This is a genomic window from Methylobacterium planeticum (assembly GCF_008806345.1).
In the GTDB taxonomy this organism is placed as follows: Bacteria; Pseudomonadota; Alphaproteobacteria; order Rhizobiales; family Beijerinckiaceae; genus Methylobacterium; species Methylobacterium planeticum.
The window spans coordinates 1-23,724 of the sequence record NZ_VZZJ01000003.1; the positions used below are offsets into that span (position 1 = coordinate 1).

Below are 23,724 nucleotides of genomic sequence, written 5' to 3' on the forward strand. Positions count from 1 at the left end.
TAAGCGCCTCACCCGACCGAAGCCGAGCTCATCAGCCCAGATTGTCCAAGAGATGTTTCGGCGACCGGGCCGCTTCCGCGGCCGGCGCCTATGAGCAGCGGTATACGCAGCCCGCTCCGGCCCGTCAACCCAAGAATCCGAACCCCAATCCCAACCACCCCTTCCCGACACCCGTGTGACAGGCGGGCCTGGAGCCGCGCGCATCCAGCATCAGGGGGGAACCATCGCGAATTTTCGCTCTCTCGGACCCGCGGATCTGCGACGCCCCTCAAAATCCCTTCTTCACCACGGCGAGCGCGTGGGTCAGGCCGCGGGCGATGCGCGCCCGCTCGTCCGGCGAGGCATCGCGTGCCACCACGACATGCTGCCGACGCGAGACCAGCGTGACGCGCTGCAGCCCGTACTCGTCGTCCTCGACGGTCGTCAGCTTCGTCCAGAGCGGGTTGAAGCGCCATTCGCGCCGCTCGCCGCGGTGGCTGACGCGGGCGAGCAGGATCTCGAGCTGCGAGATCATCACCTCCTCGAAGGAACGCCCACGCCGAAGGCTGACCTTCAGAGCCGCGTAGAGCGCGATCATATCGAGGCCGAAGAACCCGGCGATCGGCCAGAAGCCCATCCGCCAGCACCAGATCGAGGTCACGAGAGACACGAGGCAGCATCCCGCCATGACGACGCGAAAACCGGTCCGGCCGAGGGATTGATGAGGACGGATCGTTGCCGCGAAGACCGGCCGCTCGATCGCGTTTGGATCGAGCCCGTCGGGATGGGCAGAAAGGTTGCCGCTCGCCATAAGCGCAATATAACGCGCGGATGCCCGCCAGGAAGACGTCGAATGTCCGGAAAGCGCCGATCCGGGGCACCCTCGCCCAGCCGATTGTCGCACGCATCGAGACGGCCCCCTCGCCCGTCGATGCCGCGACGGTTCGGGAGATCTTCGCGCGTCTGAGCGCGGCAAATCCCGAGCCCCGTGCGGAACTCGCGTACCGCAACGCCTTCACGCTCCTGGTCGCCGTGGTCCTCTCCGCCCAGGCAACCGACAAGAGCGTCAACCTCGCCACCGCTCCGCTCTTCGCGCTCGCCGATACGCCCGAGAAGATGCTGGCCCTCGGCGAGGAGACTGTGCGCGGCTACATCCGGACGATCGGGCTCTTCAACACCAAGGCGAAGAACGTGATCGCCCTCTCCCGCATCCTGGTGGAGCGGCATGGCGGAGAGGTGCCCCCTCTGCGCCGCGACCTCGAAATCCTGCCGGGCGTCGGCACGAAGACCGCGAGCGTGGTGCTCAACGTCGCCTTCGGAAAGGAGACCATCGCGGTCGACACGCACATCTTTCGCGTGGCGAACCGGATCCCGCTGATCGTGGCTCCGACCACCGACAAGGTGCAGGCCGGCCTCGAGGCCCTGGTGCCGGCACCCTACCGGCTCAACGCCCATCACTGGCTCATCCTCTTCGGGCGCTACATCTGCAAGGCGCGCAGGCCCGAATGCCCCCGCTGCCCCATCACCGACCTCTGCCGCTATCCCTCGAAGACCGTGTGACCCCGCGCGAGGCTTAGCGGTCGAGGCTTGGCGGTCGAGGCTTGGCGGTCGAGGCTTGGCGGTCGAGGCTTGGCGGTCGAGGCTTGGCGGTCGAGGCTTGGCGGTCGAGGCTTGGCGGTCGAGGCTTGGCGGTCGAGGCTTGGCGGTCGAGGCTCGGCCGGCGTCCGCGGGGGATCAGCCGCACGGCTAACGCGTTGTGCTGAAAGTCCGCTTCGGGTAGTTTGCCAGGCGGTCGCCGAGGGCCTTCGGCAATGATGCGCTCTCGCGGCCCGACCTTCCATCAGGTCGCCACGCCGCGGATTCCGCACATCATTTCGTCGCCCAGGAGTCACGGCCCATGGACTTCCTCAAACCACGGTACACGCCTATGAACCGCCGCCGTCGCATCTACGAGGGCAAGGCGAAGGTCCTCTACGAGGGACCTGAGCCCGGGACGCTCATCCAGCACTTCAAGGATGACGCGACCGCCTTCAACGCGAAGAAGCATGAGATCATCGACGGCAAGGGTGTGCTGAACAACCGGATCTCGGAATTCGTGTTCCAGCACCTCAACGATATTGGCGTACCAACCCACTTCATCCGCCGCCTGAACATGCGCGAGCAGCTCATCCGTGAGGTGGAGATCATCCCGCTCGAGGTCGTGGTGCGCAACGTGGCGGCCGGCTCGCTCGCCACGCGGCTCGGCCTCGAGGAGGGAACGCAGCTGCCCCGCTCGATCATCGAATTCTACTACAAGAACGACCAGCTCAACGACCCGATGGTGTCGGAAGAGCACATCACGGCCTTCGGCTGGGCGACGCCGCAGGAGATCGACGACATCATGGCGCTCGCCATCCGGGTCAACGACTTCCTGTCGGGGCTCTTCCTCGGCGTCGGAATCCGCCTCGTCGACTTCAAGATGGAGACGGGCCGGCTCTGGGAAGGCGACATGATGCGGATCGTGGTCGCTGACGAGATCTCCCCGGATTCCTGCCGCCTGTGGGACATCAAGTCGTCCGACAAGCTCGACAAGGATCGTTTCCGCAAGGATCTCGGCGGCCTGATCGAGGCCTATACCGAAGTCGCCAAGCGGCTCGGAATCATGTCGGAGAACGAGAAGGTCCAGACGGGCGGCCCCCGTCTCGTCCAGTAAGGCAGCGGGCCGGCGTTTACGCTCCGGCCGCGCGCGATCGGGAACGGCAGGGGGCCACGCGGCAGCGGCGGCCCCCTGCCGTTCCGGAGTGAACTCACTCCAGATCCTCGCCGAAGGTCGTGAGCGACAGGGCGGGATGGTAGAACGGGTCGTGGCGGATCGTATCGCGCCAGCGCTCGACGAAGCCGTGGGCCTCGCGCTCGAAACGCTGACGCGCCTCGCCGACCGCCGGGCCACGGCTCACGGATTCCAGGTGCGCGAGGACCGCGGCCGGCGTCCACACCGTCTTGTAGCCGGCCTTGCCGAGCCGCAGGCAGAAATCGACATCGTTGAAATCGATCGGGAACGCCTCGGCGTCGAAGCCGCCGACCGAGTCGTACTTCGCGCGCGAGACGGCGAGGCATGCGGCGGTCACCGCCGAGACCTCGTGGGCGACCTTGAGGCGTCCGAGATGCCCAGGCGTCTCGCTGGACCTGCGCCGCAGAATGTGGCCGGCGCGGCCTCCGAGGCCCACGACGACCCCGGCATGCTGCAGGGTTCCGTTGCCGTAGAGGAGCTTCGCCCCGACCGCGCCCACCTCGGGCCGGGCAGCTTGGCGCACCATTGCGTCGAGCCAATCCGGCGCCAGGATTGCGACGTCGTTGTTGAGGAGAACCACGATGTCGCCGCTCGCGGCCGCGACGCCCCGATTGACCATCGCGGAGAAGTTGAACGGCGCCGGTTCGATGATGATCTGAACACGCCGGTCGGCGCGCAACGTCTCGTAGAAGCCGAGCACGTCGGCATCGCTCGACCCGTTGTCCACGATCACGACCTCGATCGTCGGGTAGCTCGTCTCGTGCAGGATGCCCCGGCAGACCCGCGTGATCAGGTCGTAGCGGTCCCGCGACGGGATCACGATGCTCACCGAGGGCGCAGGCTTGGGCATGGACCAGCGCAGGTCGACATGTCCGGCCGCGACGTCCGACTCGACGGGTGCCATGACCGACTGCAGATGCCGCGATAGCGCCGCAGCCCCTGGTATCAGATCGGCGGGCGGACGCTGCGTCCGGCTGAGAATGCGCTGCACATGGGCCACGTGCCGCGCCGTCGTGGCGACGGACAATCGAAGCTCTTCGGCGAACCCATCGATGGCCCCGGCCATCCGGAGCGGCCATCGTTCGATCAGCGCGCGCGTGAGGAGCGCCGGCTTGTCGAAGTAGCCGGTCGTGAGCGCGAGGTCGGGGCTCCAATCGGGCTTGAGGACGGGGGCGCCCGCCCCGTGCACCGCATCCCCGTAGACGAGATCGAGTTCAGGCCGCTCCGCCGCCGCGTGTCCGAGGAGCGCGAGGGCATCGGGGGTCAGCGTCTCGCCTGGATCGACGACGCAGAGCGCATCCGCATCAGCGAGCAGATCGTCCACATGATCGGTCTCTCGCCAGGCTTCGTGGACGAACCGGACATCCTCTGGGGTCGCGCGCCGCAGCTCACCGGCCGCCCATCGAATGACGGCCCGCCAATCCTGGTGCGTCTGCCCACGCAGACTCCCGATCGTCGGCGCGAGCCCCCTCCCCTCCCCTCGCCGAACCGGGATGAGCACACGGATCCTGGGTCCGCGCGGGTAAATCCTCTGGCGGGACGGGCCCTGGCGCGCCGCCGACCAAGCCGAGTAGCGTGACAGCGGTTCCGTCGCGCAGGCACCGCGCAGGATATCGCGGAAGCGCCGTTCATCGCGGCGAGCCATCTGATACGCGGCTGCGAACGCCCGCAGGGGCCGTTTGACGAGGCATTCCCCGAGGAGGCCCGCATGGCTGCGCAGCCCGACGCGCTCCAGGGCGAACCCTGAGCCCGCATCGACGGCGAGCCGGATCTCGGCAACGTCCGGGGGCAGCAGGCCGAGCCAATGCGCCCGGGCCAGCATCACGCCAGGCAGAACGAAATCCTGGATTGCCCCCTCGGCGCGGACGAGACGCAGCAGGGGGCGCAGCGCCGCCGCGGTCGCGTCGTTGGCGTAGCTCAGGACGATCCAGCCGCCACGGGCATCCTCTTCGAGGACCAGCCGCTGATCGAACACAGGATCGTCGCAGGGCTCCAAGCGGAAATTCGTCTGCCGTCCGAGCCACGGTCGAGCGGGACCCAGTCGGATCAGGAGATCGCCCTCGACGATCGGAGCGAGCGCCTCATTGTGCGGCTCCGGGCTCGCCACCCGCGCTCGCGGCCGGTACGGGCTTGCGCCGCGCGGGCGCCTTCTTGGCTTTCGCGCCACCGCCGAGGCCGACCTCGATCTCGTAATCGCGCGTCATCGCAGCGGGCACGACGAGATCCTCCTCGATGACGGAGAAGAAGCCCTGGGCCTCGCCGGGCGCGACGGTCACGGACGTCCGGTGGCTGCGCGATGTGACCACCTTGTCGTCGTACTTGATCACGATCGTCAGCGGCACATCGAAACGGCCGGGCGCGCCGGCGGGTCCGAGAAGCACGCGCCCTTCCACCCCGACCTTGACGCTGATCGACCCGTCCTGGCGCCGAACGCATTCGCGAGCCAGCCGCCCGAGGCTCATCTGGGTCCGGATGCTCGCCGCATTGCCGGCGGATCCGCCCATGGCCTGCAGCGCTGCGCCCCCTTCGGTGACCCCAACGGGCGGACAGTAGGGCGCCTCGAGTTCCGGGGCCTGCGAGGGGGGAACGGTCGTCCCGCCGTACTTGAAGATATTCGACAGGAAGTTGCCCTCCTCGGCACGCGGGCCCGAGGCTGCGAGAACCCCGAGCGCCACCAATCCACCGAGCCGCAGCCATCCCTTCTTCGCGTGATCCCGCCGGCTTGTCCGTACCATGCCGTTTCGCGCCCTCGCGGTCCTTCTCTGCACTGCTTACTTCAGGCTGTCGAAGCCGGCACCGAAACCCTTCATCGACAGCGGAATCCCGACGCCCTCCTCCGGCGTCTGGAAGACGATGAAGGTCGCCTGTGTGCCGGCCTTGAATTGCCGGATCAGAGTGTCGTCCATCACCACCTCCGCGACGCATCCCGTCGTCAGGCAGCGCACGAAGCCGGCGCGTCCGATGTCGGTCTGGTCGATCTTCAGGCCGAGTCCCGAGGGCAGCAGCACCCCGAGGGGGGCCACGACCCGCAGCAGGTAGCCGCGATTGTCCGCGGTCTTCAGGACGATGACCACCAGGGTCAGGTTCGGTCGGTCCTCGGCGGCGAGGTACTGCACCATGGCGCATTGCTCCGCCTTGGCGCCGGCCGGCGTCTCGCAGCGAAGCTGCCAATCCTCGAAGGTCTTGCGCACCATGCCTTGCGCTTGGGCGGGGCCGGAACCGGCGAGCGCGAGCATTGCAGGGGCAAGTGCCACGGTGAGACGCCTTGCAGCAGCCAGCCCAGTTCGCAGACCCACGCGCCGATCCCTCTTCGTGCGCCCCGGTGCCGAGATGGGCGCCGGGCCGAAAGCCCGGTGTTCCGACCATGCTGGGCCGTCCGCTGTCAAGCGAAGACGGTCGGCTCATTGTTGCCATAATGAGCTATCCGCGCGTGCGGCTACGCTCTAATTATGAACCTGATCAGTCCCTCGCACCGGAGCGCCCTCCATGCGTCACCTCGCCCTGCCGGCCCTCCTCGTCCTCGCTGGCCTCTCGCAGGCGGCGGCTGACCCGCTCCCGATCGGGGAGACGACGTATATCGAGCGCTCCCTCAACCGCAGCGGCCCGCTGACGATCGAGCATCCCCCCGTATCTCGAAACCCCTACGGACGGCGCAACGGGAGCGCGGCCGAGATCGCGGGCTTCTGCCGCGACGGCGGTTACGTGCGGCGGCGCGACGCGAACGGCCATGCGACGATCATCCGGCAACGCGAGGTCTGCGACAGCGTCGCGCCGCGCACGCTCTATCCCGGACAGGTCGATCCGCGGCCGACCTGGCCCGTCGAGGAGGTCCGCGTCCTCCGGTCGAAGGGCTGAGCCCCTTCCGGCTCAGCCGTACCGATGCAGCGTCGCCCCGTACCGCTTGAGCCATGCTTCCGCCTCATCGACGTGGGGGCACAGGCCGCCGAGCAGGGTCCAGAACCGGTTCGAGTGGTTCATCTCGCGCAGATGGGCCATTTCGTGGGCGACGAGATAATCGAGCACCAGGGGCGGCGCCATGATCAGTCGCCAAGAGAAGTTCAGGTCGCCGCGTGCCGTGCAGGAGCCCCAACGGCTTCGCGTGTCGCGCACGGTGATGCGCTTCGGCCCCTGCCCCAACCGCTCCGTGTAGCGGCCGACCGCCACCGCGAGGTCACGCCGAACCTCGCGCTCGAGGAACTCGCGAACCCGTCGCGCGATGTGCGCGGCCTCGCAGGATACCGAGATGGCGGGCTCGGGACCGTCGCCGACCAGCGTGGTCGCACCGCTCCGAACGCCCCGGTGGATGATCCGGTGAGACACGCCGCGGAGGGGCAGGAGCGCGCCGCCCGCGAAGGGCACGCGCTCCGGCAACCGCGCGAGGCGGGCCGCGATCCACCCGCCGTGGCTGGTGGCGAATCGCTGCGCAGTCGCGATCGCGGTCCGGGCCGGCAGCGTGATCACCACCTCCCCGGTCGCCTGAGACACCCGCAGCGTCAGCCGACGCGCAGCCGGCAACCGGCGCACGGCGATGCGCAGGGTCTCGCCGCCATGGACGATGTCGAGATGGTCAGGATCCGGCCGGCGCAGGAGGGCGAGGGGCATGAGGCCAGCTTAGCCTCACGCGGTCGGTCCCTCCAGTCGCGCTTCGGCCGGCGCACGCGTTTTCAGGAGGCGCGGCTTTCGGGCGACTCCGCGCCTCAGACGACGCGCCGGAGGTAGGGCTGCGCTTCGGCCGGCTGAGCCTGCATCTCGCAGATGAAGGAACTGATGCGCGGCGCGATGACGGTCCGGTATCGCGACCCGTTGAATACCCCGTAATGCCCAACGCCGGTCTGCAGGTGATAGGCCTTGCGCGAGGCCGGGAGGTTCGGCGTCAGTTCGAGGGCGGCCTGTGTCTGCCCGACCCCGGAAATGTCGTCGTTCTCGCCCTCGACCGCGAGGATGGCGCAGCGGCGGATCGCGCCGAGGTCGACCGGGACGCCGTGATGCAGCATCGTCCCGCGCGGTAGCGCGTGTTCGACGAACACGGTCCGGACCGTCTGCAGGTAGAACTCCGCCGTGAGGTCCATCACGGCCAGATACTCGTCGTAGAACTCCCGGTGCTTCTCGGCGGAGTCACCGTCCCCGGTGACGAGGTGATCGAACATCTCGGCATGCGCGTTGACGTGCCGGTCGAGGTTCATCGCCATGAAGCCCGAGAGTTGCAGGAACCCCGGATAGACCTGGCGCCACGCGCCCGGGTAGAGGGGCGGAACCAGGGTGATGCAGTTGCGCTCGAACCACGTCTGGCCGCGCTCCTGCGCGAGGCAGTTCACGGCGGTCGGCGACCGCCGCGTATCGATGGGACCGCCCATCAGCGTCATCGACACGGGCACGGAGGGGCTGGCCTCGGCCTCCATCACCGCGACCGCGGCCGCGACGGGCACCGCGGGCTGGCACACGGCCATGACGTGCAGGTCCGGCCCGAGATCGCGGAACATGTCCTTGAGGTAGTCGATGTAGGTGTCGAGATCGAAGCGGCCCTCGACCAGCGGCACCATGCGCGCATCGGCCCAGTCGGTGATGAAGACCTGATGGTTGGGCAGCATCGCGTCGACGGTGCCGCGCAGGAGCGTGGCGTAGTGCCCCGACATCGGGGCCACGATGAGGAGCTTCGGTTGCGCCCCGGCGGTGGCATGGTGGTATCCGCGATCAAATGCGATGACCCGGCAGAAGGGTCGCTCCCACACGATCCGCTCGCTGACCGGAACGCTCACCCCATCGATGCGGGTCTCGTTGATGCCGAAACTCGGCTTGCCGTAGCGGCGGGTGACCCGCTCGAACATCTCGCAGCCCGCCGACATGGAGCGGGCATAGGGCGAGTACGCCAGGGGATTGGCCGGGTTGGCGAGGCTGTGCCGGACCATGTCGGCGCCGACGCGGACAGGCGTCAGCATCGCCCGCGCACCCTCGTACCAGAAGTAAGCCAAATCCATGGCACGCGCCTCTACGTCGATCCAAAGCCCGGGTTTTCGACCCGCGCGTGGCAACCTACTGCCGATCCTACAGGTTCCCAGATGAATCGCTGCACAACGAACGTGACGCGAAGTCTGGACGGTGCAGCGCAGGACCCTATCGTCAGCAGGCCATGCCAGTCACGAGCACGAGCGGCTTCTCCCGCAACGCACGCCATTTGAGACTCGATACCTTCGTGCGCCTGCGCTGGCTCGCGATCACCGGGCAGAGCGCGGCGGTCGTCGGCGCGCAGTTCGGCCTCGGCCTCGCCCTGCCCTTCGGCTGGTGCTTCCTGGTGATCGCGGCATCGTCCTGGCTCAATCTGGCGCTGCGGATCCGCTTCCCCGCGAGCTACCGGCTCAGCGACGATTCCGCGGCTCTCCTGCTCGCCTTCGACATCATCCAACTCGCCGCCCTGCTCTTCCTGACCGGCGGCCTGCAGAACCCGTTCTCGCTGCTGTTCCTGGCCCCCGTCCTCATCTCGGCGACCGCATTGCCACCGGAGCGGACGCTCGCGCTCGGTCTCCTCGCCATCGGCTTGGCGACCCTGCTCGCCCTCGTGCATCGGCCGTTGCCGTGGTTCTCGGATGGACGGATCGAGCTGCCGTTCCTATACATCTCCGGCGTGTGGACGGCGATCCTGCTCGGCACCGCCTTCACGGGCGTCTACGCCTGGCGTGTCGCGGAAGAGACGCGCCAGCTCGCTCAGGCGCTGGCTGCGACGGAGCTCGTCCTCGCGCGCGAGCAGCATCTCTCGCAGCTCGACGGGCTCGCGGCCGCAGCGGCCCACGAGCTCGGCACGCCGCTCGGAACCATCATGGTCGTCACGAAGGAGCTGGTGCGCCAGCTCGGGCCGACCGCCTCACCCGCCGTGGCCGACGATCTGCACCTCCTGCGCGAACAGGTCGACCGCTGCCGCGGGATCCTGTCGAAGCTCACCTCGCTCGACGGTGACGAGGGCGGCTTTCTCCAGACAGTCAGCTTCAGCCATCTCGTCGAGGAGCTGGTCGCGCCCCAGCGCGCGCTCGGGACCGTCCTCGAAGCCACGAGCCAGGGCGACGGGCCGGAACCGGTCTGCCGCCGCAATCCCGGCGTGATGTTCGGCCTCGGCAATATTGTCGACAATGCCGTGGACTTCGCCGAGTCCCGGGTGGTGATCGAGGCACGCTGGACGCTGGATCGCGTGTCGCTCGAGATTCGCGACGACGGCCCCGGCTTCTCCAGCGAGGTCCTGCTCCGCGCCGGAGAGCCCTACGTGACGACGCGCAACCCGGACCGGGTGGTCGGTGGAGACGCGGTCGGCGCCGGCCTCGGCCTCGGCCTGTTCATCGCCAAGACCCTGATCGAGCGCTCGGGCGCTCAGCTCTCACTCTCGAATGCGTCGCAGCCGGGAACAAGTGGGGCCATCGTGCGGATTTCCTGGGCGAGGCACCTGTTCGAACGTGGTGCCGCACCCCGGCATACCCCTGAATTCAGTGTTCCGCCGCCCCTGACGCAGCGCGACCCAGCGCCTATATAAGATCCTGAACAGACACGATGAAACTGGAGGAGCGTCGATGCTGACGCAGACCGGAACGTCGGCGCCCGGCGCCGATGCCCTGACACTCGCCGATAACGATCCGTTGGCCGCCTTCAGCGATCGCTCGCTGCTGATCGTCGACGACGACAAGCCTTTCTCGACGCGCCTCGCGCGCGCCATGGAGAGCCGCGGCTACCACGTCCAGGTCGCCGAGAGCGTGGCCGAAGGCGTCTCAATGGTCGAAGCGCGCGCGCCCGCTTTCGCTGTCATCGACATGCGCCTCGGGGACGGCAACGGTCTCGACGTGATCGCGCGGCTGAAGGAGCGCCGCCCCGAGGCCCGCGGCGTCATCCTGACGGGCTACGGCAACATCGCGACCGCCGTTACGGCGGTGAAGCTCGGGGCGTTCGACTATCTCGCCAAGCCCGCCGACGCCGACGAGATCCACGGCACCCTGATGGCGCAGCCGGGCGAGCGGGCCGATCCGCCCGAGAACCCGATGTCGGCGGACCGCGTGCGCTGGGAGCACATCCAGCGGGTCTACGAGCTCTGCGGACGCAATGTCTCCGAGACGGCTCGGCGCCTCAACATGCACCGCCGGACCCTCCAGCGCATCCTCGCCAAGCGCGCGCCCCGCTGAGGCCCCGAAAGTCCGGCGCCGTCGATCGCGGCGCCGGGCGGATAACCGCCCGGCAAAGTCCGGGATGAGGATCGGGTCGGGTTCGGGCACACCGGTCGCGCGGTTGCGCAGCACGGAGTAATCGCGCTACTGCGCCTCGGGGCGTGGCTGGGGCAACCACGCCGAGGCCCGCTTGACGACGGAACGAGTCACGTGAACACGCGCAATCTGATCACGATCGTCAGCATGATGGTGCTGGTCGGGACTGAGGTGTTCGCCGTGGCGATCGCTGCGGGGTGGGCCCTCGCCGGCCTGCTTGACCTCGGTGACCGCGTCGGGCACGTGCTGATGGGCCTCTTCAGCCTGTTCGCCGCCTGGATCATGCTGCAGCTCTGGCGCCGCGCGACGAGCATCGAGCCGCTGCGCTCGGCGCCGGCGCCACGGCGCTGACCGGCTCGCCGTCCCGCTTCACTGGAACCCCGGATCGCGTAAGCCTGCGGCCCGTCGGTCCCTTGCCCGGGCCGATCCGCGCGCATCATGCCGTTGCCAGCGCGTGCGTTACGCCCTATCGGCAACCTGCCCAGCCCTCATACGAGTTTCCTGCCATGAAAGCGCGAATCATCGTCACCCTGAAGACCGGTGTTTTGGATCCCCAGGGCAAGGCGATCGAGTCCGCGCTGAAATCCTTCGGTATCGAGGAGGTCGGCAGCGTGCGGCAGGGCAAGGTGTTCGACGTGGAGATCGTGGCCGCGGACGGCGCAGGGGTCGAGGCGACCCTCCGGACCGCGTGCGAGAAGCTCCTCGCCAACACGGTGGTCGAGAACTACGCGATCGAGATCGTCTGATGCGCGCCGCCATCGTCGTCTTTCCCGGCTCCAACCGCGATGCCGACGTGGCGCGGGCCCTGCGCCTCGCCGGGGCTGAGGTGGTCAAGGTCTGGCACGCCGACACGGAGCTCCCTGCCGGGACCGACCTCGCGGTCCTGCCCGGTGGCTTCTCCTACGGCGACTACCTGCGATGCGGTGCCATCGCCGGGCGCGCGGCTGCCATGGATGCCGTGCGGGCCCATGCTGGCCGGGGCGGCCTCGTCCTCGGCATCTGCAACGGCTTCCAGATTCTGTGCGAGTCGGGCCTGCTTCCGGGCGTCCTGATGCGCAACGTCAACCGGCGCTTCCTCTGTCATCGGCAGTTGCTGCGCGTCGAGCGCAACGACACGCGCTTCACCTCGGCCTACGCCGAGGGGCAGGTGATCGACGTCTGCGTCGCCCATGGCGAGGGCAATTACTTCGCCGATCCGGAGACGATCGCGCGGATCGAGGGCGAGGGCCGCGTCGCCTTCCGGTACTGCGATGCGCAGGGTGCGCTGACCGTCGATGCCAACCGCAACGGGTCGCTGAACTCGATCGCCGGCATCTACTCGGAGCAGCGCAACGTCCTCGGGCTGATGCCGCACCCCGAGAATTTCGTCGAAGGGCTGGTCGGCGGCACCGATGGGCGCGGTCTGTTCGAGAGCATGGCGGCTTGAGTGCTCTCCCTTAACCGCCGGTTAACCTTTCTGGCGCATGAAGGGAGCAGTCCAGATGTCTGGATGTCGAGTGGTACCTCCGTCCACTCTGTTTGATGCCTCCCTGTAGACTCATCCAAAGCCGCCCGCCCTGGGCGGCTTTTTTTCGTCCGGGTCCCTCTCGCTCCCCGGCCGGCGCCGACGGCACCGAATGGCCGCGTTAACGTTACCTTCCGGTTAACCCAGCGGAGACGCAGCTTCGGCGCTAGAGTTGCGCCATGGGCCGTGAAGACGCCGGGGACGTCCCAGATCGGGACGACGCTGAACCGGCCGCGGCACAGGAGGCACGATGAACGGGTTCGACGTCACGTTCCGGGACGAGCGGGACTGGGTCAATTTCGGCGAGACCTACGTCGCCTCCGAGGCGTTCCGGGCGCTGTTCCGCGATGGAATGGCGCTTGTCGAAGAGACGGCCGCCTATCTCGACGGCGAGGGCCGCGAGGAATCCCGACTGATCTCGCGCGACGCGACCCTCGGCTACGCGGCCGAGAGCATGCGCCTCACCACCCTGCTGATGCAGATCGCGTCCTGGCTCCTGGTGCAGCGCGCCGTCGCCGAGGGCGAGATCACGCCCGGACAGGCGCTCCAGGAGAAGACCCGTGTGAAGCTCGCGATGCCGGATCAGATCCGTGCGGAGGCTCTGGCGATGCTCCCGCTCCGCCTTCAGGACCTCGTGCTGCGCGCCCGCCGCCTGCACGCCCGGATCCTGCACCTCGACACGCTGATCTCGGACGACCGCCCGACGCCGACGACCCGCGAGAGCCCGGTTGCGGCCCAGCAGGGCTTGCTGCGCTCGGTCTTCGCGAGCAGCACGCACTGATCCTCGGGACGCGCGGCTCCTCCGAACCCCGGGGCTTGGAGGATCCGGGCGCAGAAACGCGAGCGGGCGGCATCCTGGGATGCCGCCCGCTCGCGTCGTTTCGACACCGCATGCCCGGGGGACAGGCGGCCTGTCGATCGATCTACTTCTTGCCGAAGCTGAGGCTGCCGAACCGCGAGTTGAAGCGCGAGACACGGCCGCCGCGATCGAGCATCTTCTGCTCGCCGCCGGTCCAGGCCGGATGCGTGAGCGGATCGATGTCGAGATTGAGGGTGTCGCCCTCCTTGCCGTAAGTCGACCGGGTCATGTAGTCGGACCCATCGGTCATCACGACCTTGATGAAATGGTAATCGGGATGCTCGGTCCCCTTGGCCTTGTCGGCCGCACTCTTTGCCATGACGAAGTCCTCGAATAGCCACGCCGACCGGCCCGTCTGGCGGCCCGCGGCCATTGAACACGCGCAATCGGATGAAGGCGCGCGTATACCGCAGGCTTAAGCCGCGAACAAGCGTAGAAGACACCTGAGTGAGGGAGCAACGACAATGAGGCACGATGGCCGCCCGTAACCAGAGCCGCGGCAGCGAGGAGCGCGGCAAGGCATCGCTCGGCGCGCTGCGCCCGCTGATCCCGTTCGCCGCCGCCTATCGCGGGCGCATCCTCGCCGCCTTCGTGTCGCTGCTCGCCGCCTCCGGCGCGACGCTGGTGGTTCCGATCGCGATGCGGCGGGTCATCGACCACGGCTTCTCCCCCGAGGGCCACAGCGTCATCGATGCCTACTTCATGGCCCTGCTCGGGGTCGTGGCCGTCCTCGCCCTGTCGAGCGCCGGGCGCTACTACACGGTGGTGACGCTCGGCGAGCGCGTGGTCGCGGACCTGCGCTCCGCCGTCTTCCGCCGCCTGACGACCCTCGACCCCGCCTTCTTCGACAAGGCGCAATCCGGCGAGATCGTCTCCCGTCTGACGGCGGACGCGACCCAGGTGAAGTCCGTCTTCGGCGTCTCGATCTCGATCCTGCTGCGCAACGCGTTCCTGTTCATCGGGGCGGTGGTGATGATGGTCATCACGAGCCCGAAGCTCTCGATCCTGGTACTGATTGCGATTCCGCTCATCGTGTTCCCGCTGATCCTCTCCGGGCGGGGCGTGCGCAGGCGCTCCCGGGCCGCGCAGGACCGCCTCGCGGACGCGTCCGCCTACGCGGCCGAGGCCGTGGGCGCCGTGCGCACCATGCAGGCCTTCGGCATGGGCCAGGCCACGGCCACCCGCTTCGCCGAGGCGTCCGAGAACGCCTATTCGGCCGCCCGCGACTCGATCCGGGCCCGGGCGCTGCTCACCGGGGTGGCGATCTTCCTGATCTCGGCCAGCGTCGTCGGGGTGATGTGGTACGGCGCGCAGGGCGTCCTCACGGGCGCGATGTCGGCGGGCCAGCTGTCGCAATTTGTGCTCTACGCCGTCTTCGGCGCCAGCGCGCTCGGCCAACTCTCTGAAGTGTATGGGGAACTCGCGCAGGCCGCCGGCGCCGCCGAGCGCCTCGGCGAGATCCTGGCGGCCGAACCCGCCATCGCGACGCCGGACGAACCGCTGAGCCTGCCGCGGCCGCCGCGGGGCGAGGTCGCCTTCGACGCCGTGCGCTTCGCCTACCCGACCCGGACCGAGCGCGCATCGCTCGACGGGATCAGCTTCGCCATCCGGCCCGGCGAGCGGATCGCCCTCGTGGGGCCCTCGGGGGCGGGCAAGACCACCGTCCTGCAGCTGCTGCTGCGCTTCTACGACCCGCAATCGGGCAGCGTGCGGGTCGACGGGGTGGATATCGCCCGGGTCGATCCCGAGGCCCTGCGCGAGCGCCTGTCCCTGGTTCCGCAGGATCCGACCGTGTTCTCGGGCACGGTTTTTCAGAACATTTCATATGGGCGCCCATCGGCAACCGAGGCCGAGGTGCGCCGTGCCGCGGAACTCGCGCACGCGGATTCGTTCATCCGGGCCCTGCCCCAGGGCTACGCCACCCCGGTCGGCGAGCGCGGCGTGACCCTGTCCGGCGGGCAGCGCCAGCGCGTCGCCATCGCGCGGGCGATCCTGAAGGACGCGCCGATCCTGCTCCTCGACGAGGCGACCTCGGCCCTCGATGCCGAGAGCGAGCGCGCGGTGCAATCCGCCCTCGACACGCTGATGGGAGGGCGCACGACCCTGGTGATCGCCCACCGCCTCGCCACGATCCGGGCGGCGGACCGCATCCTCGTCCTCGACGAGGGGCGCATCGTCGAGGAGGGCACCCACGAGAGCCTGCTGGCGCAGGGCGCGCTCTACGCGCAGCTTGCCGCCCTGCAATTCACCGACGCCCTCGACGAGACCGCCCGAGGCAAGGAGATGCGTCCCCGCCCCGCCGCGATCCCGGCGGCCGAGTAGCGCGAAGACACGTCCGGGGCCGCCGGACGCCTACCGCTCGGTCAGCTTCATCTCGATGCGGCGGTTGCGGGAATAGGCGTCCTCGGTGGCGCCCGCGTCGAGGGGCTGGAACTCGCCGAAGGCGCCGGCCAGGAGGCGCTGGGGCGGGATGCCCCTGGCGGCCATGGACTGCACCACCGCGATGGCGCGCGCTGCCGAGAGCGACCAGTTCGAGGGAAATTGGGAGCTGGAGATCGGCCGCGCATCGGTGTGGCCGTCGACCCGCAGGACCCAGGGCAGGTCCGCCGGAATCTGCTTGGCGAGGTCCAGGATGGCGCCGGCGATGCGGTCGAGCTCCGGGCCGGCCTCCGGCTTCAGGGCGGCGGAGCCCGCCGGGAACAGCACCTCGGATTGCAGCACGAAGCGGTCGCCGACGACGCGGATGTCGCTGCGGCTGCCGAGGATCTGGCGCAGGCGGCCGAAGAAGTCCGAGCGGTAGCGGGCGAGTTCCTGCACCTTCTGGGCGAGCGCCACGTTGAGGCGGCTGCCGAGGTCGGCGATGCGCGCCTGGCTCTCGCGGTCGCGGGCCTCGGAGGCCGCGAGGGCGTCCTCCAGGGCGGCGAGCTGGCGGCGCATGGCGCTGATCTGCTCGTTGAGGAGGTCGACCTGCGTCAGCGCCCGGGCGGCGGCGCCCCGCTCGGCCTGGAGCTGCTTGTCGAGGTCGGTGCTCTGGCCCTGGGCGGCGCTGCCGGCCTCGGCCTGCGCCCGCAGCCGGTCCCGGTCGGTCTCGGCGCTCAGGAGGGTGGTGCGCAGGTTCTGGGCGGTCTCCTCCTGGGCCCGGCGGTTCGAGCGCTCGAGGGCCAGGAGGTCGGTGAGGTCGGCGATCTGGCGGTTCAGCTTCAGCAGAACGGTGTCGCGCCCGCTGATCTCCTGCGACAGGAAGAACTGGCCGACGACGAAGATCGTCAGCAGGAACACGACGGAGAGGAGCAGCGTCGCCAGGGCGTCGACATAGCCCGGCCAGACGTTGAGGGTGCGCTCGCGCCGCGCCAGCCGGGATGCCACCGGCTCAGACCCGCTCGCGGCCGAGGCGGTCGAGCACCTGCTTCAGCTCGCGCTCGCGGCTCGCCTGCGCCTCGACCCAGTCGCGGATCATCTGCTGCTCGGCCCGCATGTGCTGCACGAGGCCCTGGATGCCCTCCGCGAGGTTCGTCATCGCCTGGGTGGCGGCGCGCCCGTTGGCGCCTTCCGAGATCACGGCGGTGAGCCGCTCGACGGCCTCGCGCAGCTCCGCCGCGGAGGCGGGGTCCTGCGCGGCCGGGCGCGGCGCCGGGGCGACGCCCGGCGCGGCCGCCTCGACCTCCCCCGAGACCAGCCAATCCTCGAGTTGATTGTGGAAGCGGGCCTGGGCCTGCCCGGCCTGGAGGTCGAGGAAGCCGATGACGAGGGAGCCGGCGAGGCCGAACAGGGAGGCCGAGAAGGCGAGGCCGATGCCGCCGAGGGGCACCGCGAGGCCGTTCTTCAGCTCGTCGAACATCACGCTCGCCTCGCCCCCGCCCCGCATCGACTTGATGACGTTGCCGACGGCCGAGAGCGTGTCGATCAGGCCCCAGAAGGTGCCGAGCAGGCCGAGGAGGATGAGCAGGCCCGCGATGTAGCGCAGGATGTCCCGGCCCTCGTCGAGGCGGGCCGAGACGGTATCCAGGAAGGCGCGCACGCCGGGCAGCGTCGCGCCCTCGCGCCGGGCCTCGATGGCGGGAACCAGGGGGGCGAGCAGGCCCGGGGGCCGGCGCGGCGCCTCGCCCGCCGCCACCGCGTTGACGTAGGAGACCTCGCGGAACAGGCGCGCGACCTGCCCGAAGGCGAGCAGCACCGCGATCAGCAGCACGCCGAGGATCAGGCCGTTCAGCCCGGGATTGGCCAGGAAGGCCGGGGTGACCTGCCGGAACAGGACGAAGGCCAGGAACCCGACGAGGATGAGGAACACCAGCATCCGCACCAGATGGATGCTGGGTTTGGTCAGGGTCGGGGTCGCAGAACGGGCCGCCATCGGTCGCAACTCTTCGATTGCAGGCTCAGGACCGCTTCAAGCTTGAACGGCACGCCGGATCATCTTCGGCGCAGTGTGGCGACAGGTGCCGGCCCGATCAAGCCGGGCCGGCCGGCGGGCCACGGTGGATTGGGGCTAATCCCAGGCCCGGGGCCAGGTTTCCTCGAGGTGCGGCCCGAACCGCACAGGCGCCACCAGGGTGGCGAGGCCGGTGGCGGCGTCGGTCTCGACCGCGACGCCGCACAGGGTTCCGGGCCCCTGCGCCGATTCTAGGCGCGAGCCCGGCGTCTTCTGGAGGAAGCGGCGCAGGGGCTCGTCCTTCTGCATCCCCAGCACGCTGTCGTAGTCGCCGCACATCCCGGCATCCGAGAGGTAGGCGGTGCCTCCGGGGAGGATGCGGTGGTCGGCGGTGGGCGCGTGGGTGTGGGTCCCGACCACGAGGCTCGCCCGCCCGTCGAGGAAGGTGGCGAGGGCCTGCTTCTCGCTCGTCGCCTCGGCATGCATGTCGACGACGACCGCGTCGGCCGCGTCGCCGAGCGGGCAGGCCGAGAGCTCGCGCTCGGCCGCCGCGAAGGGATCGTCCATCGCGTCCATGAAGATGCGGCCCATCACGTTGACCACAAGGACGCGCGCCCCCGCCCGGGTCTCCACGATGGTGGCCCCCCGCCCCGGGGTCCCGGACGGGTAGTTGGCCGGGCGGATCAGCTTCGGCTGGCGGGCGATGAAGACCAGCGCCTCGCGCTGGTCGAAGGAATGGTTGCCGAGGGTCACGGCGTCGGCCCCGGCCTGCAGGATCTCGTCGCAGATGCTCTCGGTGATGCCGAAGCCGCCGGCCGCGTTCTCGCCGTTGACCACGACGCAGTCGAGGCGCCAGCGCTCGCGCAGGGCCGGAAGCCGGTCGGTGACGGCGTTGCGGCCCGGACGCCCGACGACGTCCCCGAGGAAGAGGAGGCGCATCGGCTGTGTCAGACCTTCCGGAGAGGAACGGGACCGTCCTCGGTGATGAGGTGGTCGAGGGGACGGTCGTGGGGCTCGGCCGGCACCTCGTCGATCTCCTGGGTCGCGAAGGCGATCCCGACGGTGAGAACCGGGTCCGGGCGCGAGAGGCGGGCGATGGCCCCGTCGTAGTAGCCGCGGCCGTAGCCGATGCGCTGGCCGCGCCGGTCGAAGGCGGCGAGCGGCACCACGAGGGCGGTCGGATCGAGGGGCGGCCGGTCGTCCCGGGGCTCGCTGAGGCCGAAGCCGCCGCGCACCAGAGCCTCGCCGGAGCGCCACTCGCGAAAGACGAGGCCCTCCGGGGTCACCTTCGGCAGGACGACGCGCTGCCCGCGCGCGAACAGGCCCTCGATGATCGGGCGGGGATCGACCTCGCTGCGGATCGGCCAGAACGCCCCGACGATCGGCGCCTCGGCGAGGCCCGGCAGGGCCAGCACGGAAGCGGCGACGCGCCGTGCGCCGGCGCGGCGGTGGTCGGGGTCGAGGGCGTCCCGGCGGGCCAGGGCCGCGCGGCGGAGATCGGCCTTGAGGGCGCTGATGGAAGACGTCGAGTGCGGAGCCACGTGAGCCGTTGGAGTGTCGATCCCGGGAAACCTACAGAGTAGGTGGGCGCCGTGTTGGCCAAGTCCAGGGACAAGGCCAGGGACAGCTCCCGAGGGAGTCGATAAGGCCCCGGGGAAAAGTTCTCCTGACGAACCCTGCAGCTCCGCAGACCACATGTAGCGTCGCCCGGGCGGCCGCGCCAGGGGCGACGGGCGCCGGGGCGCAGGAAAAGTGGGCAGGAAAAGCGAACGGGGAAAACGAGCGGGAAAAGCGAGCCTGCCGCGCGAATCATGCGTCGCCCCCGGGCGCCGAGCCCGCGCTCCGGGGGCCGCGGCGGGCTCCGGATGCCGAGGCGGAATCGAGGCCTCAGCCGCCCGCGAGGGCCTGGGACAGGCGCTCGATGCGCTCGGCCGCCCGGGTCACCCCGCGGGCGATCTGCCCCTCGCGCTCCGCCTGCTCGGCCGCCGCGCCCTCGACCTGACGGCGCAGGGCCGCGGTCTCCGCCTCGAGGGCGGCCATCCGGCGCTTCAGCTCGGACAGCTCGTCGGAGACCGTCAGGGCCGCCATGACGTGGAGGCGCATGTCGCCGATCTCCCCGAAGGCGCGCCGCATCTCGGAGATGCGCGCGTCGAGGCCGGTCGCGAGCTCGGTGAGGTGCGCCTCCTCGCCGTCGCCGCAGGCCATGCGGTAGTTCTTGCCGTCGATGGTGACGTTGATCTGGGGCATGCGGACAGGGATCCGGTCTCAGGCGGTGGGACGCGGATCGTCGGGGGGCCGCGTCAGCACGCCCTCGACGGCGTCGATCGCCCGGTCCAGGCGCTGGCCCACCGCGTCGGCGGTGGCCTCCACCTCGGCGAGGCGGGCGCTGGCGGCATCGAGGGCGGCGGCGAGGCGGGCCCGGTCCTCCGCCATCAGAGCGAGCTCGGTCTCGCGCTCGTCCGGGCTGCGCTCCCCTTCGAGGCGGCGATCCACCGTGGCCTCGAGCCGGCCGAGCGCGGTGTCGAGCCGGGCCAGCGCATCGTCGATCGCCGTCATGGCGCGCCGGAGCTTTTTATCTTCGGGGTCATGGATCGCCTCCCGGGGCAAGGTTTCGGCCAGACGGCCCGAGATTTCTAGCCGCCGATGCGCGAATTTGTGCGGGAAAACGCTGTCCGTCCCCGTACCGAGTCGGGCCTCCGGTCAACGACGGGGGATTGTCATCCGGGGTGCTTTGACACCCCGAAGTGCCATGCTAGACAGCCGCCGCCCGCTCACCCGCTGGTGACGGCGCGACATGCCGGAACTCAGCCCGTGACAATGCCCAGGTCCCCGCGCGCGTCATCCCTCGGCCGGATGATCCTCGGCGCCGGCGCGAGACCGGGTGCGGCTTCGGTTCATCGCAGGTTCAAGCAGGTTTCGCACAGAGCGGGTCGGGTTTTGCACGGAGCGGGCTTTGGCCGGCGGCCAAGCCAGCCCGCTCTCCACGACGGACGGCGCACGAGCATCGGCGCCGCGCACCAGGAAGGAGTCACGCCGTGACGGTGAAGGTTGCCATCAACGGTTTCGGACGCATCGGCCGCAACGTCCTGCGCGCCATCCACGAGGCCGGCCGCAGCGATATCGAGGTCGTGGCCATCAACGATCTCGGGCCGGTCGAGACCAACGCCCACCTGCTGCGCTTCGATTCCGTACACGGCCGCTATCCGGGTGACGTCGGCGTCGACGGCGACTTCCTCGTCCTCGACGGCAAGCGCATCAGGGTCACGGCCGTGCGCAACCCGGCCGAGCTGCCGCACCGCGACCTCGGCGTCGACATCGCCCTCGAATGCACCGGCATCTTCACCGCCCGGGACAAGGCCAAGGCCCATCTCGACGCCGGCGCCAAGCGCGCCCTCGTCTCGGCGCCCGCCGACGGGGCCGACCTCACGGTGGTGTACGGGGTGAACCACGACAAGCTGACGGCCGACCACCTCGTGGTCTCGAACGCCTCCTGCACCACGAACTGCCTCGCGCCGGTGGCCCAGGTCCTCAACGCCACCGTCGGCATCGAGCGCGGCTTCATGACGACGATCCACTCCTACACGAACGACCAGCCCTCCCTCGACCAGATGCACAAGGATCTCTACCGGGGCCGCGCCGCGGCGCTCTCGATGATCCCGACCTCGACCGGCGCCGCCAAGGCCGTCGGCCTCGTCCTGCCCGAGCTGAAGGGCAAGCTCGACGGCACCGCGATCCGCGTGCCAACCCCGAACGTCTCGGCGGTGGACCTCGTGTTCACGGCCAAGCGCGCGACCTCGGTCGAGGAGATCAACGAGGCGATCAAGGCGGCGGCCGCGGGCGGACCGCTCAAGGGCGTGCTCGGGGTCACCGACAGGCCGAACGTGTCGATCGACTTCAACCACGATCCGCATTCCTCGACCTTCCACCTCGACCAGACCAAGGTCATGGACGGCACCTTCGTGCGCATCCTGTCCTGGTACGACAACGAGTGGGGCTTCTCGAACCGCATGGCCGACACGGCGGTCGCCATGGCCAAGCTCATCTGAGGCGCTATCTCGGATCCCTCGACGTGCGAAGGCGCACCGGCACCCCGGCCGGCGGCGCCTTCGGGCGACCGGACCCGCGAACCGATGATACACGGGGCCTCGCGGCCGCGCCGCGACCGCTCCTGACCGCAGAGGTGTGCCTGAGATGACCGACGCTTCGCCGAAGACCGCGACGGGCCCAGACTTCATCCCCGCCTCCCCGCCCCCGACGCCGACCCCTCCGCCGGCCGTGCCCGCGCCTGCGCCCGCGCCTTCTTCCGCGCCTGCGCCTTCTTCCGCGCCTGCGCCTTCTTCCGCGCCTGCATCCGCCAAGGCGCCCGTGCCGGTGGCCGACAAGCCCGCCCCGGCGCCGGTCCAGGGCGGCCCGATCTCGGGCTCGCACCTCGCCGACCAGCTGGCCCGGATCGAGGACAAGTGCGCGCGGATCGAGGACAAGTACGCCCGCTCCGAGGCCCTGCTCTCGCGGGTGGAGGACAAGGTCGAGAACGCCTCGACGCGCATGAACGAGGCCGCCCGCCAATCCGACCTCGCCGCCTTGCGCACCGAGGTCCGCGCCGTGGGCGACCGCACCAAGCGCCTGCCCGGCGCCGGCGCCCTCGTCCTGACCGCGGTGATCACCGCCGTCCTGACGGTGGTCCTGATGGTCGCCGTGCAGCGCCTCAACCTCCAGAACCTGCTCCCGCCGCCGCGCTGAGCCCTGATCGCCGCGCGAAGCCCCCCGAACCGGATACAAGGCCAGGATGACCGCTTTCCGCACCCTCGACGATGCCGGCGCCCTGCGGGGCAAGCGCGTTCTGCTGCGGGTCGACGTCAACGTGCCGATGGAGAACGGGCGCGTCACCGACGCGACCCGGATCGAGCGCGTGGTGCCGACGATCCGGGAGATCGCCGACCAGGGCGGCCGGGTCGTCCTCCTGGCCCATTTCGGCCGGCCGAAGGGCAAGCCCGACCCGAAGGATTCGCTTAAGCCCGTCGTCGAGACCCTGAGCCGGCATCTCGGCCGCCCGGTCGCCTTCGCGGCGGATTGCGTCGGCGCGGCGGCCGGGGCCGCGGTGGCCGCGCTGAAGGACGGGGACGTGCTCCTCCTCGAGAACACCCGCTACCACGCGGGCGAGGAGACGAACGATCCGGCCTTCGCTGAGGCGCTCGCCCGCAATGGCGATCTCTACGTCAACGAGGCCTTCTCGGCGGCGCACCGGGCGCACGCCTCGACGGAGGGGCTGGCCCACCTGCTCCCCGCCTATGCGGGCCGCCTGATGCAGGCCGAGCTCGACGCCCTGACGAAGGGCCTCGAGGCGCCCCGGCGCCCCGTCATCGCGCTGGTCGGCGGCGCCAAGGTCTCCTCGAAGATCGACCTGCTGCAGAACCTCGTGGCCAAGGTCGACATGCTCGTCATCGGCGGCGGCATGGCCAACACCTTCCTGCACGCGCAGGGCAAGGGCGTCGGCACGTCGCTGTGCGAGAAGGATCTGGCCGACACCGCGATCCGCATCCTGGAGGCCGCCAAGGCCGCGAGCTGCCGCATCATCCTGCCGGTGGACGCCGTCGTGGCCTCCGCCTTCGCGGCGCACGCCCCCCACGAGACCGTCTCGGTCGACGCCGTGCCGGAGGCCGGCATGATCCTCGACGCCGGCCCGCGCTCGGTCGCCGAGATCGAGGCGGCCATCGACGCGGCGGCGACCCTGGTCTGGAACGGGCCGCTGGGCGCCTTCGAGCTCGCGCCCTTCGACGCCGCGACGGTCGCGGCGGCGCGCCATGCCGCCGAGCGCACCGCGGCCGGCCGCCTCGTCTCGGTGGCGGGCGGCGGCGACACGGTGGCGGCCCTCAACCACGCGGGCGTCGGCGAAACCTTCTCCTACGTCTCGACCGCGGGGGGCGCATTCCTCGAATGGCTCGAGGGCAAGGCCCTGCCGGGCGTCGAGGCCCTGCGGGCGAAGTAGGTCCGCGCCCGCGCGCAAGGCCTCGC

26 protein-coding genes and 1 other RNA gene are annotated in these 23,724 nt (G+C 69.9%); 13 read left to right on the top strand and 14 right to left on the bottom strand.

Annotated elements, in window-relative coordinates:
• Nucleotides 1-268: 268 nt before the first annotated feature.
• Complete coding sequence (locus F6X51_RS03725) at nt 269-790, bottom strand: DUF2244 domain-containing protein (RefSeq protein WP_150961887.1); 522 nt, start codon at nt 788-790, stop codon at nt 269-271.
• Between the two features lie 20 nt (nt 791-810).
• On the opposite strand from F6X51_RS03725, the gene nth reads away from it, so the two are divergent.
• Nucleotides 811-1,539: an endonuclease III gene (nth, locus tag F6X51_RS03730; RefSeq protein WP_150961888.1), complete on the top strand. Its 729-nt coding sequence runs from the start codon at nt 811-813 to the stop codon at nt 1,537-1,539.
• A 337-nt stretch (nt 1,540-1,876) separates the two neighbouring features.
• Nucleotides 1,877-2,671, top strand: coding sequence for a phosphoribosylaminoimidazolesuccinocarboxamide synthase (gene purC / locus F6X51_RS03735; protein ID WP_150961889.1), 795 nt, complete (start codon nt 1,877-1,879; stop codon nt 2,669-2,671).
• A gap of 94 nt (nt 2,672-2,765) precedes the next feature.
• On the opposite strand, the gene F6X51_RS03740 is transcribed toward purC, so the two are convergent.
• The 3 genes from F6X51_RS03740 to F6X51_RS03750 all read right to left on the bottom strand — a co-directional run bounded on the left by F6X51_RS03740 (nt 2,766) and on the right by F6X51_RS03750 (nt 5,985).
• The gene (locus F6X51_RS03740; RefSeq protein WP_246696634.1) at nt 2,766-4,571 is read right to left on the bottom strand and encodes a glycosyltransferase family 2 protein; all 1,806 of its coding nucleotides are present in this window, start codon (nt 4,569-4,571) and stop codon (nt 2,766-2,768) included.
• 259 nt (nt 4,572-4,830) lie between these two features.
• Entirely contained in the window at nt 4,831-5,424 is a 594-nt protein-coding gene (locus F6X51_RS03745) for a hypothetical protein (protein WP_246696614.1), read from the bottom strand.
• A 96-nt stretch (nt 5,425-5,520) separates the two neighbouring features.
• Entirely contained in the window at nt 5,521-5,985 is a 465-nt protein-coding gene (locus tag F6X51_RS03750; RefSeq protein ID WP_150962219.1) for an invasion associated locus B family protein, read from the bottom strand.
• A 250-nt stretch (nt 5,986-6,235) separates the two neighbouring features.
• Between F6X51_RS03750 and F6X51_RS03755 the strand changes: the two genes are divergently transcribed.
• Nucleotides 6,236-6,604, top strand: a complete 369-nt coding sequence (locus F6X51_RS03755; RefSeq protein WP_150961891.1) for a hypothetical protein — start codon at nt 6,236-6,238, stop codon at nt 6,602-6,604.
• A 12-nt stretch (nt 6,605-6,616) separates the two neighbouring features.
• On the opposite strand, the gene F6X51_RS03760 is transcribed toward F6X51_RS03755, so the two are convergent.
• Both F6X51_RS03760 and F6X51_RS03765 read right to left on the bottom strand, forming a co-directional pair.
• A complete protein-coding gene (locus tag F6X51_RS03760; RefSeq protein ID WP_150961892.1) occupies nt 6,617-7,351 on the bottom strand; it encodes a M48 family metallopeptidase in 735 nt (244 codons plus the stop codon).
• 95 nt (nt 7,352-7,446) lie between these two features.
• The gene (locus F6X51_RS03765) at nt 7,447-8,724 is read right to left on the bottom strand and encodes a polyhydroxyalkanoate depolymerase (RefSeq protein WP_150961893.1); all 1,278 of its coding nucleotides are present in this window, start codon (nt 8,722-8,724) and stop codon (nt 7,447-7,449) included.
• 152 nt (nt 8,725-8,876) lie between these two features.
• Here F6X51_RS03765 and F6X51_RS03770 point away from each other — a divergent pair, with 152 nt between their 5' ends.
• The 6 genes from F6X51_RS03770 (at nt 8,877) to rcdA (ending at nt 13,265) form a co-directional block, all read left to right on the top strand.
• Nucleotides 8,877-10,262, top strand: coding sequence for an ActS/PrrB/RegB family redox-sensitive histidine kinase (locus F6X51_RS03770; protein WP_150961894.1), 1,386 nt, complete (start codon nt 8,877-8,879; stop codon nt 10,260-10,262).
• A 37-nt stretch (nt 10,263-10,299) separates the two neighbouring features.
• Entirely contained in the window at nt 10,300-10,902 is a 603-nt protein-coding gene (locus tag F6X51_RS03775; protein WP_150961895.1) for an ActR/PrrA/RegA family redox response regulator transcription factor, read from the top strand.
• A 192-nt stretch (nt 10,903-11,094) separates the two neighbouring features.
• Entirely contained in the window at nt 11,095-11,331 is a 237-nt protein-coding gene (locus F6X51_RS03780; RefSeq protein WP_150961896.1) for a hypothetical protein, read from the top strand.
• A gap of 155 nt (nt 11,332-11,486) precedes the next feature.
• A complete protein-coding gene (gene purS / locus F6X51_RS03785; protein ID WP_150961897.1) occupies nt 11,487-11,726 on the top strand; it encodes a phosphoribosylformylglycinamidine synthase subunit PurS in 240 nt (79 codons plus the stop codon).
• Nucleotides 11,726-12,406: a phosphoribosylformylglycinamidine synthase subunit PurQ gene (gene purQ, locus F6X51_RS03790; RefSeq protein ID WP_150961898.1), complete on the top strand. Its 681-nt coding sequence runs from the start codon at nt 11,726-11,728 to the stop codon at nt 12,404-12,406. The genes purS and purQ overlap by 1 nt, the downstream gene beginning before the upstream one ends.
• Before the next feature lie 328 nt (nt 12,407-12,734).
• Nucleotides 12,735-13,265, top strand: coding sequence for a protease adaptor protein RcdA (gene rcdA / locus F6X51_RS03795; RefSeq protein ID WP_150961899.1), 531 nt, complete (start codon nt 12,735-12,737; stop codon nt 13,263-13,265).
• Nucleotides 13,266-13,407: 142 nt separating this feature from the next.
• On the opposite strand, the gene rpmE is transcribed toward rcdA, so the two are convergent.
• Nucleotides 13,408-13,662 carry a 50S ribosomal protein L31 gene (rpmE, locus tag F6X51_RS03800; protein ID WP_150961900.1) on the bottom strand — a complete coding sequence of 85 codons (255 nt, stop codon included), beginning with the start codon at nt 13,660-13,662 and terminating at the stop codon, nt 13,408-13,410.
• Between the two features lie 155 nt (nt 13,663-13,817).
• Between rpmE and F6X51_RS03805 the strand changes: the two genes are divergently transcribed.
• Nucleotides 13,818-15,665: an ABC transporter transmembrane domain-containing protein gene (locus F6X51_RS03805; RefSeq protein WP_150961901.1), complete on the top strand. Its 1,848-nt coding sequence runs from the start codon at nt 13,818-13,820 to the stop codon at nt 15,663-15,665.
• 30 nt (nt 15,666-15,695) lie between these two features.
• On the opposite strand, the gene F6X51_RS03810 is transcribed toward F6X51_RS03805, so the two are convergent.
• The 7 genes from F6X51_RS03810 to F6X51_RS03840 form a co-directional block, all read right to left on the bottom strand.
• Nucleotides 15,696-16,709 carry a peptidoglycan -binding protein gene (locus F6X51_RS03810; protein WP_150961902.1) on the bottom strand — a complete coding sequence of 338 codons (1,014 nt, stop codon included), beginning with the start codon at nt 16,707-16,709 and terminating at the stop codon, nt 15,696-15,698.
• 4 nt (nt 16,710-16,713) lie between these two features.
• Nucleotides 16,714-17,694, bottom strand: a complete 981-nt coding sequence (locus F6X51_RS03815) for a MotA/TolQ/ExbB proton channel family protein (RefSeq protein WP_150961903.1) — start codon at nt 17,692-17,694, stop codon at nt 16,714-16,716.
• A 135-nt stretch (nt 17,695-17,829) separates the two neighbouring features.
• Nucleotides 17,830-18,651: a TIGR00282 family metallophosphoesterase gene (locus tag F6X51_RS03820; RefSeq protein ID WP_150961904.1), complete on the bottom strand. Its 822-nt coding sequence runs from the start codon at nt 18,649-18,651 to the stop codon at nt 17,830-17,832.
• A gap of 8 nt (nt 18,652-18,659) precedes the next feature.
• Nucleotides 18,660-19,253 (bottom strand): 5-formyltetrahydrofolate cyclo-ligase, encoded by a 594-nt coding sequence (locus F6X51_RS03825; protein ID WP_150961905.1) that lies wholly within the window; start codon nt 19,251-19,253, stop codon nt 18,660-18,662.
• A non-coding RNA gene (ssrS, locus tag F6X51_RS03830) (6S RNA) lies at nt 19,243-19,400 on the bottom strand. The genes F6X51_RS03825 and ssrS overlap by 11 nt, the downstream gene beginning before the upstream one ends.
• Nucleotides 19,401-19,599: 199 nt before the next feature.
• Nucleotides 19,600-19,959 carry a cell division protein ZapA gene (locus F6X51_RS03835; RefSeq protein WP_150961906.1) on the bottom strand — a complete coding sequence of 120 codons (360 nt, stop codon included), beginning with the start codon at nt 19,957-19,959 and terminating at the stop codon, nt 19,600-19,602.
• 18 nt (nt 19,960-19,977) lie between these two features.
• Nucleotides 19,978-20,268 carry a DUF4164 family protein gene (locus F6X51_RS03840; RefSeq protein WP_150961907.1) on the bottom strand — a complete coding sequence of 97 codons (291 nt, stop codon included), beginning with the start codon at nt 20,266-20,268 and terminating at the stop codon, nt 19,978-19,980.
• Between the two features lie 479 nt (nt 20,269-20,747).
• Here F6X51_RS03840 and gap point away from each other — a divergent pair, with 479 nt between their 5' ends.
• From gap to F6X51_RS03855, 3 genes are all read left to right on the top strand, one after another.
• A complete protein-coding gene (gene gap, locus F6X51_RS03845; protein WP_150961908.1) occupies nt 20,748-21,758 on the top strand; it encodes a type I glyceraldehyde-3-phosphate dehydrogenase in 1,011 nt (336 codons plus the stop codon).
• A gap of 145 nt (nt 21,759-21,903) precedes the next feature.
• On the top strand, nt 21,904-22,452 hold the full coding sequence (locus tag F6X51_RS03850; protein ID WP_150961909.1) for a hypothetical protein: 549 nt from the start codon (nt 21,904-21,906) through the stop codon (nt 22,450-22,452).
• A 46-nt stretch (nt 22,453-22,498) separates the two neighbouring features.
• Entirely contained in the window at nt 22,499-23,698 is a 1,200-nt protein-coding gene (locus F6X51_RS03855) for a phosphoglycerate kinase (protein ID WP_150961910.1), read from the top strand.
• Nucleotides 23,699-23,724 lie beyond the last annotated feature (26 nt).